Genomic DNA, 15010 nt, shown 5'->3' with positions numbered 1-15010 from the left:
AATTTCCGGGAGATGGTTCCGACGCCGCCCTACTGTTGGACGGCGTAGCAGGCGATTTTCTTTTTCTTCAGGGCATTGCAGGCATTCCAGGCCGCGTCCTTCGAGCGGAAGCCGCCGAACCGGGCGCGGTAATAGGTCTCGCCATCTTTTTCGAAGGCGACGGTGAAACCGGAAGCAGCCCCAAGAACTTTGGGCGCCAGCTTGGCGGTCTTGTCGAGGAAAGCCTGGGCTTCGGACTGCTTGGGCGACGACGCCACCTGCACCGCCCAACCAGCCGGCACGGAGGCCGTGTTGACCGGGTCGACCGCCTGTGGGGATACAGGCGTGGGTTCGGCATAGGCAGCCACAATCTGCGCAGTTTCGACCTTCGGCGCCGTCACGATGACGGTCTTGACCTTCCTGGTCTTGACGACGGGGGCGGGCTCTTCGACCGCGGCCACCGTCTGTTCGTCGGCAGACTGGCCTTCAGCAGACTGCTCGTCAGCGGATGTCGGATCGTCATTGGACGCTACGGCATCGTCTTCAACGATCGGCTTGCCATCCGGCGTCGGCGCGTCATGCTTGGGCAGGAAGACCTTGGCCAGCGCCTTGACCGGATTGTCGCCGCCGGCCTTGGCGACCAGGGCGCCGCCGCCGCGGGTCGATGCGCGCGGCATGTAGGCGTTGATCAGGCCGGCCATCTGGTTGTCGCGGCTGCGCCCCGAAGTGCCGCCCATGACGACGGCGACGAGGCGGCGGTTGCCATCCGAAACCGACGAGACGAGGTTGAAGCCGGAGGCGCGGGTATAGCCGGTCTTAATGCCGTCGACGCCCTTGATGCGGCCGAGCAGACGGTTGTGGCCATTGATGCGCTGGCGGCCGTAAAGGAAGGAGCGCTGCGAGAAATAGCCGTAATACTGCGGATAATGTTCCCTGAGCGCTATGCCAAGCATCGCCATGTCGTGGGCGGTTGTGAACTGGCCTGGATCGGGCAGGCCGTTGGCATTGCGAAACACGGTGCCGTCCATGCCGAGCGCGCGCGCCTTGGCGGTCATCATGCGGGCGAAATTGCTTTCGCTGCCGCCGAGCAGTTCGCCGAGCGCGGTCGCCGAATCATTGGCCGACTTGGTCACCATCGACAGGATGGCGGTCTCGACCGAAACCGCTCCGCCCGCCTTGACGCCGAGCTTGGTCGGCGGTTCGGCCGCCGCTTTGGCCGAGAACGGCACGGGCGTGTTCCTGCTGATCCGGCCCTTCGCCATGGCCTCGAAGGTCAGATAGAGCGTCATCATCTTGGTCAGCGACGCCGGGTAGCGCCGGCCGTTGGCATCGGACGAATAAAGCACCTTGCCGGTCTTGGCGTCGACGACGATCGCCGAAGACCTGGCGGCCATCGAGGACGCGGCATCCGCAACGACAAATGACATCGCCAAAGCGAGGATCATGATCGTTTTGAGGGAAGATGCGGATTTTGAACCGAAGACCGACAACGCCTGACGCACTGATAGTTCCTTTGAAACTCATTGCCATGGAGGCGGCAAAGGGATCCGACCTCACTTGTCGTCAAACTATCGCGGCCAGCGTTACCAATCCGTTTATGGTAACCGGCGCGTTCACCATTTTCCTCGGGCTTGAGCCTTTCTTTATTCGAATTTTAGCTGTTGCCGGCGCAGCGCGGCCTGATGCCGCTGAAATCTTGACTTTTGTGCAGCGCACAATATATTCTCGTGCATTGCACAACCGCGCTCAGGCAAGGGCGCTTCAAAACGCCAAGGGAAACGTCAAATGACCCAGACCTACGAGGACTTCTCGAAATACGGCAAGGAGTTTGCCGATACCGGATTGAAGAGCTTCACCTCGCTCTCCAAGGGCGCGCAGGCGATCGCCACTGAAGCTGGCGAATACACCAAGAAGAGCTTCGAAGCCGGCAGCGCCGCGGTCGAAAAGCTGTTCTCCGCCAAGTCGCTGGAAAAGGCGGTCGAGATCCAGTCCGACTTCGCCAAGCAGAGCTATGAGAGCTTCGTTGCCGAGGCGACCAAGTTCGGCGATCTCTATGCCGATCTCGCCAAGGAGGCTTACAAGCCCTTCGAATCGATTGTCGCCAAGGCGAAGTAATTTCGCTCGAGAATACCAGGCACGGCCTTTCGGGCTTGCAAAACAGACCCGGTCGCGGATGCGCGGCCGGGTTTTTTCATGCCGGTTTCAATTCCGGGGCTTTGGCGGTTCACGATTTTGAAAATCGCCTCGGTTTGCCCACCTAGCCATATTGTCAGCTAACAAGAAGGGCTTAAAATCGTCCATCGAACACCTACATATCGAACTCGCCATGGGGATTCGAAAGAGGCAGGATTACGTGACTTCAGGTTTGACTGCCACGACAAGCGTGGTGCGGATGCAAAGTGACGGCGACGGCAATGAGGCCGGTCGCGGCACAGCCGTCATTACGCGCACCAAGACCAAGACCAAGAAGCCCAGCCTTTACAGGGTCCTCATCCTCAACGACGACTACACGCCCATGGAGTTCGTGGTTCACGTCCTGGAGCGTTTTTTTCAAAAGGACCGCGAAGCCGCCACACGCATCATGCTTCATGTTCACAATCATGGGGTGGGAGAGTGCGGGGTCTATACATTCGAGGTGGCCGAGACCAAAGTGTCTCAGGTCATGGATTTCGCCCGACAGAATCAGCATCCGCTGCAATGCGTGATGGAGAAGAAGTGAGGTAACATGCCGGCTTTCTCCCAAGGCCTGGAAAAGGCGCTTCACCAGGCGCTGACGCTCGCCAATGAGCGGCACCATGAATATGCAACCCTAGAACATCTGCTGCTCGCCCTCATCGACGACACGGAGGCGGCCGCCGTCATGCGCGCCTGCAACGTCGATCTCGACGAGCTGAAGCACACCGTTCTGACCTATATCGACACCGAGCTCGATAATCTCGTCACCGGCTACGATGAGGATTCCAAGCCGACCGCCGGCTTCCAGCGCGTCATCCAGCGCGCGGTGATCCATGTGCAGTCGTCGGGCCGCGAGGAAGTATCCGGCGCCAACGTGCTCGTCGCCATCTTTGCCGAGCGCGAGAGCCATGCCGCTTATTTCCTGCAGGAACAGCAGATGACCCGCTACGACGCGGTCAACTACATCTCGCACGGCATCGCCAAGCGCCCCGGCGCATCGGAGACGCGCTCGCCGCGCGGCGCCGATGACGAGCAGGGCGGCCAGAACGGCGCCGAGCCGCAGGAGGAAGGCGGCAAGAAGAAGCAGCAGCAGGATGCGCTGACGGCTTATTGCGTCAACCTCAACAACAAGGCCAAGGCCGGCAAGATCGATCCGCTGATCGGCCGCGAGAGCGAAATCAACCGCACCATCCAGGTGCTGTGCCGCCGCTCCAAGAACAACCCGCTCTATGTCGGCGATCCCGGCGTCGGCAAGACGGCGATTGCCGAAGGTCTGGCCAAGCGCATCGTCGAAGGCGACGTGCCCGAAGTGCTGCAGGACGCCACCATTTTCGCGCTCGACATGGGCACGCTTCTGGCCGGCACCCGCTACCGTGGCGATTTCGAAGAGCGGCTGAAGCAGGTTGTCAAGGAGCTAGAGGATTATCCCGGCGCCGTGCTGTTCATCGACGAGATCCACACCGTCATCGGCGCCGGTGCGACGTCCGGCGGCGCGATGGATGCGTCGAACCTGTTGAAGCCGGCGCTGTCTTCGGGTGCCATCCGCTGCATCGGCTCGACCACTTACAAGGAGTTCCGCCAGTTCTTCGAGAAGGACCGCGCTCTGGTGCGGCGCTTCCAGAAGATCGACGTCAACGAGCCGACCATCGAGGACGCCATCGAGATCATGAAGGGCCTCAAGCCCTATTATGAGGAATTCCACAAGGTGAAGTTCACCAACGAGGCGATCAAGGCTTCGGTGGAACTGTCGGCCCGCTACATCAACGACCGCAAGCTGCCGGACAAGGCGATCGACGTGATCGACGAGACGGGCGCCTCGCAGATGCTGGTGCCGGAAGCCAAGCGCAAAAAGACGATCGGCATCAAGGAGATCGAAGCCACGATCGCCACGATGGCCCGCATCCCGCCGAAGACGGTTTCGGCAGACGACGAGAAGGTGCTGCAAGGCCTCGACATCGAGCTGAAGCGCGTCGTCTATGGCCAGGACACCGCCATCACCGCGCTGACCTCGGCGATCAAGCTGGCACGTGCCGGCCTGCGCGAACCGGAAAAGCCGATCGGCTCCTACCTGTTCTCAGGCCCGACCGGCGTCGGCAAGACCGAAGTCGCCAAGCAGTTGGCTGCCTCGCTCGGCGTCGAGCTGATCCGCTTCGACATGTCGGAATATATGGAACGCCACACCGTCTCGCGGTTGATCGGCGCGCCTCCCGGCTATGTCGGCTTCGACCAGGGCGGTCTGCTTACCGACGGGGTCGACCAGCATCCGCACTGCGTGCTCTTGCTGGATGAAGTCGAGAAGGCGCATCCGGACCTGTTCAACATCCTGTTGCAGGTCATGGACCACGGCAAGCTGACCGACCATAACGGCAAGCAGATCGACTTCCGCAATGTCATCCTTATCATGACCACCAATGCGGGCGCATCCGATGCGCAGCGCGCGGCGATCGGTTTCGGATCGACCAAGCGCGAAGGCGACGATGTCGAGGCCATCAACCGGTTGTTCACGCCGGAGTTCCGCAACCGTCTCGATGCGATCATCCCGTTCGGTTCGCTGCCGGTGCCGGTCATCCATCAGGTGGTGCAGAAGTTCGTCATGCAGCTCGAGGCCCAGCTCTCCGAGCGGGGCGTCACCTTCGACCTGTCGTCCGACGCGATCGCCTGGCTGGCCGACAAGGGCTATGATGAGCGCATGGGTGCGCGGCCGCTCGGCCGGGTCATCCAGGAGCACATCAAGAAGCCGTTGGCCGACGAGGTGCTGTTCGGCAAGCTCAAGAAGGGCGGCACGGTGCGCGTCACCGTCGAGAAGAAGGAAACCGGCGAAACCGGCCTGAAGCTCGAATCACTGGCCGACGAAGCCCCGGTGCAGCCGAAGCAGGAGCCGGAAGAGGCGCCGAAAGCCCGCAAGGCGGTGGCCAAGAAGCCCGTCGCCAAGAAGGCGGTGGCGCAGAAGCCTCAGCCCAAGGGCAAGGACGAGCCTGAGCCGAAGGGCAAGGACGGCGGCAAGCGCAGCCTGGTGCCGCAACTGCCGCGCAAGAGCTAAAAAGTTCGCCTATGAAAAAAGGGCCCGGTGACGGGCCCTTTTTCATTGGCTGGCCGGTTTGCCGACACAGCGCCCCTGCTTTTCAGGTCAGATGTTGTTAGGTCAGGCGGCGACGCCCTCGGGTGCAAACTTGCCCAGGAAGTACCCGCACGCCTTCCAGATGGCGATCGAAATCAGAACGCTCGCATAGCCATCCACGGCATAATGCCAGCCAAGGACGACCGAGCCGACCATGATGATTGCGGCGAATGCCCACATCAAAAGGCCGGCCAACCATGAGCGGCGTGTTGCATAAAGCGCGAAAAGCACCGCCATCGCTACATGCATGGACGGGAAGGCGGATATGCCGAGACTGCCTGGCGTCGCCCCGATATAGCCGCTCCACACAATGTCCTGCGTGCTGAGCGCCCAGATCGGATAGATGCGATCGGCGGCGGCGAGTGCTTGCATCAGGGAATGATAGTCGCTGCCCAGCCCCAGTCGCTCGTAAAAGCACGGCCCTGCCGAAGACAGGCCCATCGCCAGGAAAAAACCCGCCAGTATCCACACGAGCATGAAGCTCATCAGGAACTGGTGACGCAGCTTCGTGTCCCTGCGCGTGATGCAAGCGATGAAGACCGAGGCGATAAGGACGACGAACCAGGAATTGTAAGCCAGGTTGAACGATCTTACGGCGAGCGGCGACTGGACGATAAACCATAGCCATTCATGGGGCGCTCGGCCGAAATGCAGCACCCGGTCGGCCTGAGCCAATGCGTGATCCCATGCGAATGGCGAAAGGATCGCGACCGCGCCTTTCAACACACCGAAAGCGGATATGAGCGCAATGCACGCGGCCAGACCATTCAGGCTGTTGGCGTTGCGCTCGGCGTCGCCGAAGACGCCGCCGATCGATCGCAGGAAAGTGCCGAGCGGCTCAGGATCCCGCTTGATGAGTGCAAGGTGAAAAAAGCTGCCGAGTGCGAAGGCGCAGCCACCGATCCAGAAAGCGAAAAGAAGGTATTGGGAATAGTCTTCCAGCACGCCGAAATCCGGCATGTTTCCGGTGCGCAGGCCGACCGCGGCTGCCAAAAGCAGGGCAGCGATGGCCATCGCGTGCAGCAGGCGGTGTCGCCGGTACGCGTCCGCCAAGGTGCGCAGAAAGGCCCGCCCGGCAGCTGCTTTTACCAACGGCTCTGATGTCGCAACCGAATGTTCCACGATTTTGAAAACCCAAACGCATGCCGGTACGGAGCACGTTATCACGGCGTGGTTTGATATTTTCCTAACCGACGTGGTGGATTGTGGCTGAGCGCATCTCCCTGAGGCGCGCGCCACCTCAACCGTTCAGCGCTGCTCGGATCTTCGCCGCGTTCTCCGTCAGCACTTCGGGCTTCTCCATCTGCCCCGTATGCGGCTTGAGCGCGATGCCTTCGAACCGCGGGATGACATGGACATGTAGGTGGTAGACGGTCTGGCCGGACGCCGGTTCGTTGAACTGCAGGATGGTGACCCCGTCAGCGCCGAAAGCCTTTTTGACCGCCAGCGCGACCGTTTGGACCGTGGTGAACAGCCGGCCGAGCGTCGCGGGATCGGCATCGAGCAGATTGCGCGACGGTGCTTTGGGCACCACCAGCGTGTGACCGGGGCCTTGCGGCATCACATCCATGAAGGCGACCACGGCATCATCCTCGTAGATGCGGTGCGAGGGGATTTCGCCGCGCAGGATCTTTGCGAAGATATTGCTGGGGTCGTAGGCCTCGGTCATGGCGGCGCTCCGGGAGTATGCTCCCGGTGTAGCGAAGCTGTCCCGGACCGGCAAGATGGTCAGGTAAGATGGTCAGGTAAGATGGTCAGGCGAGGGCAGGGGCGGATCGCTATTCCTCAAGATCCTTGCGGAACGGCGTATGCTCTTCCAGGATTTCGCCCATCCGCTCGACCTCGCGGCGTTCCCGCCGGAGATAGTCGGCCACAGCATTGCGCAGGCCGGGATGTGCGATGTAGTGCGCCGAATGCATGGTCACGGGACGATAGCCGCGCGCCAGCTTGTGCTCACCCTGCGCGCCGGCCTCGACCACCTTCAGCTTACGCTCGATGGCGAAGTCGATGGCCTGATGGTAGCAAACTTCGAAATGCAGGAACGGGTGGTCCTCGATGCAGCCCCAATTGCGGCCGTAGAGCGCATCGGAGCCGATGAAGTTGATGGCGCCGGCGACATAGCGGCCATTGCGCTTGGCCATTACCAACAGGATATCCTGGGACATGCGCTCGCCGATCAGCGAGAAGAACTTGCGGTTGAGATAGGGCCGGCCCCATTTGCGGCTGCCGGTATCCATATAGAAGGCGAAGAAATCGTCCCAGGCCCTTTCGGTCAGGTCCTTGCCGGTCAGCCGGTCGATCGAGATATCGTTGGCGAGCGCCTCGCGCCGCTCCTTCTTCATCGCCTTGCGCTTGCGCGATGCCAGCGTGGCGAGGAAATCGTCATAGGTCGAAAAGCCTTCGTTGAAGAAGTGGAACTGCTGGTCGGTGCGGTGCAGGAAGCCGGCTGCTTCCAGCGTTGCAACGTCGCTTTCACTGGCGAAGGTGACATGCGCGGACGACACGCCGAGCTTTTCCGTCACCGCCTTCAGGCCCGCTGCGAGACCGGCCTTCACAATGGCGCTGTCCTCGCCCTTGCTGACCAGCAGGCGAGGGCCGGTGACCGGAGAGAACGGCACGGCGCATTGCAGTTTCGGATAGTAGTTGCCGCCGGCGCGTTCGAACGCATCGGACCAGCCGTGGTCGAAGACATATTCGCCCTGGCTGTGCGATTTGAGATAGCAGGGCACGGCGCCCAGCAATCTGCCTTGGGCATTTTCCAGTCTGAGATGATGACCTTGCCAGCCGGTACGCCGCACGGCGCAGCCGGAATCTTCAAGCGCGCTCAGAAAAGCATATGAAACGAGAGGGTTATAGCCATTTTCTGTGTCGCTGCGGGTTGTGCCGGTAAAGCCGTTCCACTCGTCGCAGGTGAAGGCATTGATGCCGGCGGCGACGCGGATGGAAAACTCCGCATTCGCCGTTTGCCCGTCGCCTTCATCACCCTGATCCATGGGGCTTATTTAAGCTCTGTCGGGGCCGCTACAAGTCACGTTTCAGGCACTTCCATCAGGCGACATTGACCAGATCGGGTTCGAACCCTTCGAACGTCATCTGGTCGGCGTATTTGAAGGTGAGATCCACCGCCGGCTGGTCATGCACCGTCCAGGTGATGACAGGCATTTTAAGCCTTTCGCGCACGAAGCTGACGAACGGGTTCGGCAGATCGCCCGCGGCATAGGAGGTGAAGGCGAGGTCATGCGCCAGCATGGCGAAATGCGCCTCGATCAACTGGTTGTCCTTGCCATAGGCCGTGAGCCCGCCCGGAATTCCTGGCGCATCCCTGGGGAAATCGCGGACCAGCCAGTGGTCGAACGACATGATCGCCGCCTTGCCCTTGTAGCGCTCCAGCATCTTGCCGACGCTCGCCACCAGGCCCTCGTCGTAGCCGGGCACGCCCTTCAATTCGACCACCAAAGGCACGCGGCCGTCGACCAGGTCGAGCACCTCCTGAAGTGTCGGCACATGGTCCTTGGTGCCGCCGATCCTGAGCGCCGCCAGTTCCGCTGCCGTGCGCTGCCAGACGAAGCCGTCCTGGCCGGTCAACCGCCTGAGATCGCCGTCATGAATGATGACGGGGACGCGGTCGGACGACAAATGCACGTCGCATTCGATCGCATAGCCGCGCTCGGCGGCAGCAGCGAAGGCCGACAGCGTGTTTTCCCAGCGCGTCTTGTTCATGTCGTGAAAGCCGCGATGCGCCACCGGGCGGGCGGTCAGCCAGGAAAGGTCGGTCATTGTCTTGGTCCTGCTCATGCGACCTCGAAGACGGCTTCGATTTCCACTGCGGCATTAAGCGGCAGACAGGCGGTGCCGACGGCGGAGCGGGCATGCTTGCCGCGCTCGCCAAGGGCCGCGACCAGGAAATCGGAGGCGCCATTGGCGACCAGATGCTGCTCGACGAAATCCGGCACTGATGCAACAAACACGGTAATCTTGACCAAACGCTGGATTTTTTCGAGATCGCCAAGTGCTGCTTTTGCCTGGGCCAAGATGTTGATTGCACAGTACTTTGCGCCTTCCTTGCCGGTTGCCGTGTCGACGTCGCGGCCGAGCAGGCCGCTTGCCTGCAGCTTGCCGTCCTTGAGCGGCAACTGCCCGGCGGTGAACAAAAGATTGCCGGACCTGCAATAGGGCACATAGTTCGCGGCGGGCGCTGCGGCGGCAGGTATCGTCACGCCGAGATCGCTTAGCCGCTTTTCGATTGTTTCACTCATGGTATTTCCCTATTGCTTGGAGACGCCGCGCTGGCCGGGCCGAAATTGCTATTTTTGCCTCGCTTCCGCCACGACTTTTTTTAAGCTGGACCATCTTTACCTGCTGCCTGCCATCAGCTGCGACGATCGGAGCCCCTTATGCGCGCAACGCGCCTTGCCTTCCACGCCGTTCTCTTTCCGGTGCTGTTCTCGATGGCTCCAGCCTTTGCCGTGCCGGCGCTGCAGGCGCATCGCGCCGTCTACGATCTTACCCTCGACAAGGCGTCGGACCGCTCGGGTATCACCGGCATTTCCGGCCGCATGGTCTATGAGTTCAACGGCTCGCCCTGCGAGGGCTATACGGTAAAATTCCGTTTCGTCACCCAGATCGCCACCGGCGACAACACCAGGCTGACCGACCAGCAGACGACCACGTTCGAGGACGCCGAAGGCAAGACCTTCTCGTTCGTGACCAAATCCTTCGTCGACCAGAACTTCGACAAGGAGGTCAAGGGCACCGCCACGAAAGAGACCAAGGGCCTCAAAGTCGACATCGACAAGCCCGAGAAGAACAGCCTGGAACTTGCCACCACCCAGTTCCCGACCCAGCATCTGGTCGAACTGATCGGCAAGGCCGAGAAGGGCGAGAATTTCTACGAAACCAGCCTGTTCGACGGTTCGGAGGATGCCAACAAGGTGATGACCACCACCGTCATCGTCGGCAAGAAGGCCGAGGGCGACAAGGCCGACCCCGAAGCGCCGGCGCTGGCCAAGCTTGCCGGCGACAAATACTGGCCGGTCGACATCGCCTATTTCGACGAGACCGACAAATCGGGCGAAGAGGTGCCGGAATACCGCATCAGCTTCAAGCTGCACGAGAACGGCATCACCCGCGACCTCACAATGGACTATGGCGAGTTCTCGATGACCGGAAAGCTGGTCAACCTGTCGCTGTTCGATCAGACCAAGCCTTGCCCGGTCTCGAAATAGCAACAATGCGGCGCTGGCCACGGCAGGCTTGATGGCAGTACCCGATGGCGGTCTATGTCGATGCGGCGATCTGGAAATGGGCCGGCCATCGCTGGTGCCACCTGATGGCCGACGATACGGACGAACTGCATCGTTTCGCCGCCGAACTTGGCGTCAAGCGTTCGTCCTACCAGGGGCCGCCCAGGACATCGGCGCCGCACTATGACATAACCGGCTTCGAGCGCGACCGCGCGGTGCGGCTCGGCGCCATCGAATGCAGCCGCGAGGAGATCGTTGCGATCTTCAGGCGCGTACGGGTACCCAACGGAAAGGGCCGATCGTGACGCTAATGGCATTCCTGGCTTATTGCCTTGCCATCACACTTGCCGCCGCCACGCCGGGACCGGCGATGTTCACGGTGATCACCAACGGCGTGGCACGCGGCTTCCTGCGTGCGTTCGTCGCCGGAATGGGCATTGCCGCCGGCGATGCCGTGCTGGTCACCCTGGCACTGCTCGGGCTGGTGGCGCTGGCCCAGACCTTCGAATGGGTGTTTCTCCTGTTGAAATACGCCGGTGCGGCCTACCTGATTTTCCTCGGCATCAAGATGTGGCGGGCCGCGGCCGCGCAATCGGCCGCGCAAGGAATCCCCCAAACCGGATTGTCGCGTTCGTTCCTGCTTGGTGCCTCCGTGGCGCTCGGCAACCCGAAGGCGATCCTGTTCCACGCCTCGATCATGCCGCTGATCCTCAACCTCGACACCATGACGTTTGCCGACGGCCTGCTGGTGGTGGCAGTCGTCGTCGGCGCCAATATTCTCACCATGGGCATCTACGCCGCGCTGGCGGGCAGGGCATCCGGCTGGTTCAGGACGCCCGAACGCATGCGGCTGATTAACCGGTTCGCCGGCAGCGCCATGATCGGCACCGGAGCGCTGATTGCCGCACGCTGAGCGATGAAGCACCTCACCGCTTGCGTTTGCAGCGCTTCCCCTCTATATGCGCGCTCATTCCACACACGGACTTTGGTGTCTGCCCGGGAGAAATCCGGCTGGAAACCTCCGGTGGCGTTCGAGGACAAAGTCCAAAAATGCCTGTGTCCGTGGAGGCTAACCGGAAAAGGAACTAAGAATGGCACTGCCTGATTTCAGCATGCGCCAGCTTTTGGAAGCTGGCATTCACTTCGGCCACCAGACCCACCGCTGGAACCCGAAGATGGCGCCTTACATCTACGGCGCCCGCAACAACATCCACATCATCGACCTGTCGCAGACGGTGCCTTTGCTGCACCAGGCTCTGAAGCAGGTTTCCGACACCGTTGCCAAGGGCGGCCGCGTGCTGTTCGTCGGCACCAAGCGCCAGGCGTCCGACATCGTCGCCGACGCCGCACAGCGTTCGGCCCAATACTATGTCAACTCGCGTTGGCTCGGCGGCATGCTGACCAACTGGAAGACGATCTCGAATTCGATCCAGCGCCTGCGCAAGCTCGACGAGATGCTGGCCGGCGAAGCCCAGGGCCTGACCAAGAAGGAACGCCTGAACCTCGACCGCGAGCGCGAGAAGCTCGACAAGGCGCTCGGCGGTATCAAGGACATGGGCTCGACCCCCGACCTGATGTTCGTCATCGACACCAACAAGGAAGCGATCGCCATTCTCGAGGCCAAGCGCCTCGGCATTCCGGTCGTTGCCATCATCGATTCGAACTGCGATCCGGACAAGATCGACTTCCCGATCCCCGGTAATGACGACGCGGCGCGCGCCATCCAGCTCTATTGCGACCTGATCGCCAAGGCTGCCATCGACGGCATCGCCCGCCAGCAGGGCGCGCTCGGCGTCGACATCGGCGCCTCGGTCGAAGCTCCGGTCGAACCGGCGCTTGATCCGGCTCCGGCCCCGGCTGCGGACGCTCCGGAAGCTTGACAATCGAAGGCCGGTTGCGGCCTTCATCATTCTCATATTTGGCACGCTAGACGGACGCATCACCGAGTACCGGTGGTGCGTCGGTGCATTTAAAACAAAGAGGCGACAATGAGCATTTCGGCTGCACAGGTCAAAGAACTCCGCGACTTGACCGGCGCGGGCATGATGGACTGCAAGGCGGCGTTGACGGAGACCAACGGCAACATCGAAGAGGCCGTCGACTGGCTGCGCAAGAAGGGCATTTCCAAGGCCGACAAGAAGGCTGGCCGTACTGCCGCCGAAGGCCTGATCGGCGTCGACTCCGGCGTCCGCGAGGCCGCCATCGTCGAGGTTAACTCCGAGACCGATTTCGTGGCCCGCAACGAGCAGTTCCAGGAGATCGTTCGCAATGTCGCCAAGGTCGCGCTTGCTTATGGCACGACGGAGGCTGTCTCTGCCGCAAAGTATCCGGGTTCGGACAAGTCGGTCACTGACACCATCAAGGACGCCGTTGGCACCATTGGCGAGAACATGAGCTTCCGCCGTTCGGCCAAGCTCACCGTCCCGCACGGTGCTGTCGCAACCTACGTCCACAATGCGGTTGCCGATGGTCTTGGCAAGCTCGGCGTTCTGGTCGCGATCGAGACGACGGGCAATGAGCATGCCGCGAACGCCTTTGGCCGAAAGGTCGCCATGCATGTCGCCGCCACCAACCCGCTGGCGTTGACCGCCGAGCAGATCGATCCGGCAGCGGTCGAGCGCGAGAAGGCGATCTTCGCCGACCAGGCGCGCCAGTCCGGCAAGCCGGAAGCGATCATCGAAAAGATGGTCGAAGGCCGCCTGCGCAAGTTCTACGAGGAAGTCGTGCTCCTCAAGCAGGCCTTCGTGCTCAATCCCGACATCACTGTCGAGCAGGCGCTGAAGGATGCCGAGAAGGATATCGGCGCTCCGGCCAAGATCTCCGCCTATCTGCGCTTTGCGCTGGGCGAAGGCATCGAAAAGGAAGAGACCGATTTCGCGGCGGAAGTCGCGGCGGCGGTGAAGAAGTAGTTTTAAAATAGCCCCTGAAAAGGGGCTTCTCAGCTCAGGCAACTCGGCCGGGTGTCCGCAAGGATGCTCGGCCGATTTCTTGTGCGGTGTCGATGAAGGCCCTGAGCTTTGGCGCCATCGACGCCCGGCGCGGGAAGTAGAGGAAGAGGCCGGGCTCCTCGATCGCCGTTTGCGGCAGGATCTGAACGAGGCGGCCGGCTGCCAATTCCGCGCGCACCAGCGGCTCGAACACATAGGTCAGCCCGACGCCGGCAAGCGCAAGGTCGATCGCGGCCAGCGAATCGGTGACGATGACCGTACCCTTCGTCTCGGCCACGACATCCTTGCCGTCCTCGGTCAGGTCCCAGCGATAGAGTGCGCCGGAGCGCACAAGCCGGTAGCCGATGCAATTGTGGTCCGAAAGATCCGCCACACCGCGCGGACGGCCATGCCGGCCGACATAGGCGGGGGAGGCGACGATCACGGCGTTGAATGGCGGCGTCAGCCGGACCGTGACCATGTCCTGTGCGATCATCTCGCCCAGCCGGATGCCGGCATCGAAACCCTCGCCGACAATGTCCACCAGCCCCTGATCGGTGAGCAATTCGATGGTCACATCAGGATAGCGTTTAGCCATCGCGGCGACCGTGTTGGGAACGTTCAACCTGAGCAAGCCGGAGGGCCGGCCCTTGATGGCGCGGATACGGTCCATCCGGTCGGCGATATCCTGGAGAGCAGGGGCTGCCGTCTCCACCAGCGCCTTGCCGGCTTCCGTCAGCGAGACGCTGCGCGTGGTGCGCGCAAACAGCGGCTGGCCGATCGCTCCTCCACGAGGCGCACCGCATGGCTGACGGCGGATGGGGACATGCCCAGTTCGGCCGCAGCTAGCGCAAAGCCGCCGCGTCGGGCAACGGCGACGATGACAGGCAAATGACTGAGCAGATCCCGGTCCATTCATGCATGATATCGCATAGTCCTTGCGAACACTTCAATCTTCTCGATGCCGACAGGCTGACCCATATTGCCATCACCGATGCACAAAGGAGAAGAGAGATGAATGCCTTGAAAAACGCTACCTTCGCCGCAGGCCTTGCCCTAGCGCCGGTCGATGCCGGCGGCGCCGAGCCGTCCGGTTGGCGCGCGCTCGCCGACGAACGCGCCGTCATCCGCATCGCCGATGCCATCGACCGTGCCGTCGATGCGCAGGACTGGAAGCTTGCCCGCTCCTATTTCGCCGACCGTGTCACCGTCGACTTCAGCAGCCTGTCAGGACAGCCTGCCGCCACCATCCCCTCCGACAATCTGATCGGTACCTGGGCCGGCAACCTCAGGGGCAGCAAGACCAGCCTGCATCTGCGCACCAATCACCAGGTGATCTTTGAGGCGGACGCGGCGACCGTCTCTTCGAACGGCTATGCCTGGAACCGGATGGAAGGCAATGGCGACCCGCTGTGGGAAGTCTGGGGCACCTACGAGCACCATCTGGTTCGCTCCGGGACCGGCTGGAAAGTCGACGGCTTCGTTTTCCGCGCCACGCATGAGCGCGGCAATCCCTGGGTCAAGATGACGCCTGGCCAGTGAGCCGGCGTCAAGAAATCAGGATAGGA

16 protein-coding genes and 1 pseudogene are annotated in these 15010 nt (G+C 61.8%); 10 read left to right on the top strand and 7 right to left on the bottom strand.

Annotation, left to right across the window (positions count from 1 at the left end):
* Nucleotides 1-29: 29 nt before the first annotated feature.
* A complete protein-coding gene (locus NKJ76_RS03610) occupies nucleotides 30-1424 on the bottom strand; it encodes an SPOR domain-containing protein (protein ID WP_373420149.1) in 1395 nt (464 codons plus the stop codon).
* 68 nt (nucleotides 1425-1492) lie between these two features.
* On the opposite strand from NKJ76_RS03610, the gene NKJ76_RS03605 reads away from it, so the two are divergent.
* The 4 genes from NKJ76_RS03605 to clpA all read left to right on the top strand — a co-directional run bounded on the left by NKJ76_RS03605 (nucleotide 1493) and on the right by clpA (nucleotide 5194).
* Nucleotides 1493-1768, top strand: coding sequence for a hypothetical protein (locus NKJ76_RS03605; protein WP_155927172.1), 276 nt, complete (start codon nucleotides 1493-1495; stop codon nucleotides 1766-1768).
* Nucleotides 1765-2094, top strand: coding sequence for a phasin family protein (locus tag NKJ76_RS03600; RefSeq protein ID WP_023671011.1), 330 nt, complete (start codon nucleotides 1765-1767; stop codon nucleotides 2092-2094). The genes NKJ76_RS03605 and NKJ76_RS03600 overlap by 4 nt, the downstream gene beginning before the upstream one ends.
* 277 nt (nucleotides 2095-2371) lie before the next feature.
* Nucleotides 2372-2698 carry an ATP-dependent Clp protease adapter ClpS gene (gene clpS, locus NKJ76_RS03595; protein WP_023671012.1) on the top strand — a complete coding sequence of 109 codons (327 nt, stop codon included), beginning with the start codon at nucleotides 2372-2374 and terminating at the stop codon, nucleotides 2696-2698.
* Nucleotides 2699-2704: 6 nt separating this feature from the next.
* A complete protein-coding gene (clpA, locus tag NKJ76_RS03590; protein WP_023671013.1) occupies nucleotides 2705-5194 on the top strand; it encodes an ATP-dependent Clp protease ATP-binding subunit ClpA in 2490 nt (829 codons plus the stop codon).
* A gap of 102 nt (nucleotides 5195-5296) precedes the next feature.
* On the opposite strand, the gene NKJ76_RS03585 is transcribed toward clpA, so the two are convergent.
* The 5 genes from NKJ76_RS03585 to NKJ76_RS03565 all read right to left on the bottom strand — a co-directional run bounded on the left by NKJ76_RS03585 (nucleotide 5297) and on the right by NKJ76_RS03565 (nucleotide 9528).
* Nucleotides 5297-6439 (bottom strand): phosphatase PAP2 family protein, encoded by a 1143-nt coding sequence (locus NKJ76_RS03585; protein ID WP_352536783.1) that lies wholly within the window; start codon nucleotides 6437-6439, stop codon nucleotides 5297-5299.
* Between the two features lie 73 nt (nucleotides 6440-6512).
* Nucleotides 6513-6941, bottom strand: coding sequence for an HIT family protein (locus tag NKJ76_RS03580; protein ID WP_023684683.1), 429 nt, complete (start codon nucleotides 6939-6941; stop codon nucleotides 6513-6515).
* Nucleotides 6942-7050: 109 nt separating this feature from the next.
* Nucleotides 7051-8265 carry a GNAT family N-acetyltransferase gene (locus NKJ76_RS03575; protein ID WP_023693439.1) on the bottom strand — a complete coding sequence of 405 codons (1215 nt, stop codon included), beginning with the start codon at nucleotides 8263-8265 and terminating at the stop codon, nucleotides 7051-7053.
* A gap of 55 nt (nucleotides 8266-8320) precedes the next feature.
* On the bottom strand, nucleotides 8321-9049 hold the full coding sequence (locus tag NKJ76_RS03570) for a glycerophosphodiester phosphodiesterase (protein ID WP_023724372.1): 729 nt from the start codon (nucleotides 9047-9049) through the stop codon (nucleotides 8321-8323).
* 14 nt (nucleotides 9050-9063) lie between these two features.
* On the bottom strand, nucleotides 9064-9528 hold the full coding sequence (locus NKJ76_RS03565) for a RidA family protein (protein ID WP_023693441.1): 465 nt from the start codon (nucleotides 9526-9528) through the stop codon (nucleotides 9064-9066).
* A gap of 138 nt (nucleotides 9529-9666) precedes the next feature.
* Between NKJ76_RS03565 and NKJ76_RS03560 the strand changes: the two genes are divergently transcribed.
* The 5 genes from NKJ76_RS03560 to tsf all read left to right on the top strand — a co-directional run bounded on the left by NKJ76_RS03560 (nucleotide 9667) and on the right by tsf (nucleotide 13424).
* Complete coding sequence (locus NKJ76_RS03560) at nucleotides 9667-10497, top strand: cell envelope integrity EipB family protein (protein ID WP_352536782.1); 831 nt, start codon at nucleotides 9667-9669, stop codon at nucleotides 10495-10497.
* A 44-nt stretch (nucleotides 10498-10541) separates the two neighbouring features.
* Complete coding sequence (locus tag NKJ76_RS03555; protein WP_023671020.1) at nucleotides 10542-10820, top strand: DUF4031 domain-containing protein; 279 nt, start codon at nucleotides 10542-10544, stop codon at nucleotides 10818-10820.
* A 5-nt stretch (nucleotides 10821-10825) separates the two neighbouring features.
* Nucleotides 10826-11428: a LysE family translocator gene (locus NKJ76_RS03550; RefSeq protein ID WP_245272516.1), complete on the top strand. Its 603-nt coding sequence runs from the start codon at nucleotides 10826-10828 to the stop codon at nucleotides 11426-11428.
* A gap of 178 nt (nucleotides 11429-11606) precedes the next feature.
* Entirely contained in the window at nucleotides 11607-12395 is a 789-nt protein-coding gene (rpsB, locus tag NKJ76_RS03545) for a 30S ribosomal protein S2 (protein ID WP_023671022.1), read from the top strand.
* A 108-nt stretch (nucleotides 12396-12503) separates the two neighbouring features.
* Nucleotides 12504-13424, top strand: a complete 921-nt coding sequence (tsf, locus tag NKJ76_RS03540; RefSeq protein WP_023724376.1) for a translation elongation factor Ts — start codon at nucleotides 12504-12506, stop codon at nucleotides 13422-13424.
* 34 nt (nucleotides 13425-13458) lie between these two features.
* On the opposite strand, the pseudogene NKJ76_RS03535 reads toward tsf, so the two are convergent.
* Nucleotides 13459-14357, bottom strand: a pseudogene (locus tag NKJ76_RS03535) (LysR family transcriptional regulator).
* Between the two features lie 99 nt (nucleotides 14358-14456).
* On the opposite strand from NKJ76_RS03535, the gene NKJ76_RS03530 reads away from it, so the two are divergent.
* Entirely contained in the window at nucleotides 14457-14984 is a 528-nt protein-coding gene (locus NKJ76_RS03530) for a nuclear transport factor 2 family protein (RefSeq protein ID WP_352536781.1), read from the top strand.
* Nucleotides 14985-15010 lie beyond the last annotated feature (26 nt).

Source organism: Mesorhizobium sp. M0029, assembly GCF_040323735.1.
Classification (GTDB): Bacteria; Pseudomonadota; Alphaproteobacteria; order Rhizobiales; family Rhizobiaceae; genus Mesorhizobium.
The sequence above is the reverse complement of the archived record's forward strand: the minus strand, read 5'-3'. Positions and strand labels throughout refer to the sequence as shown.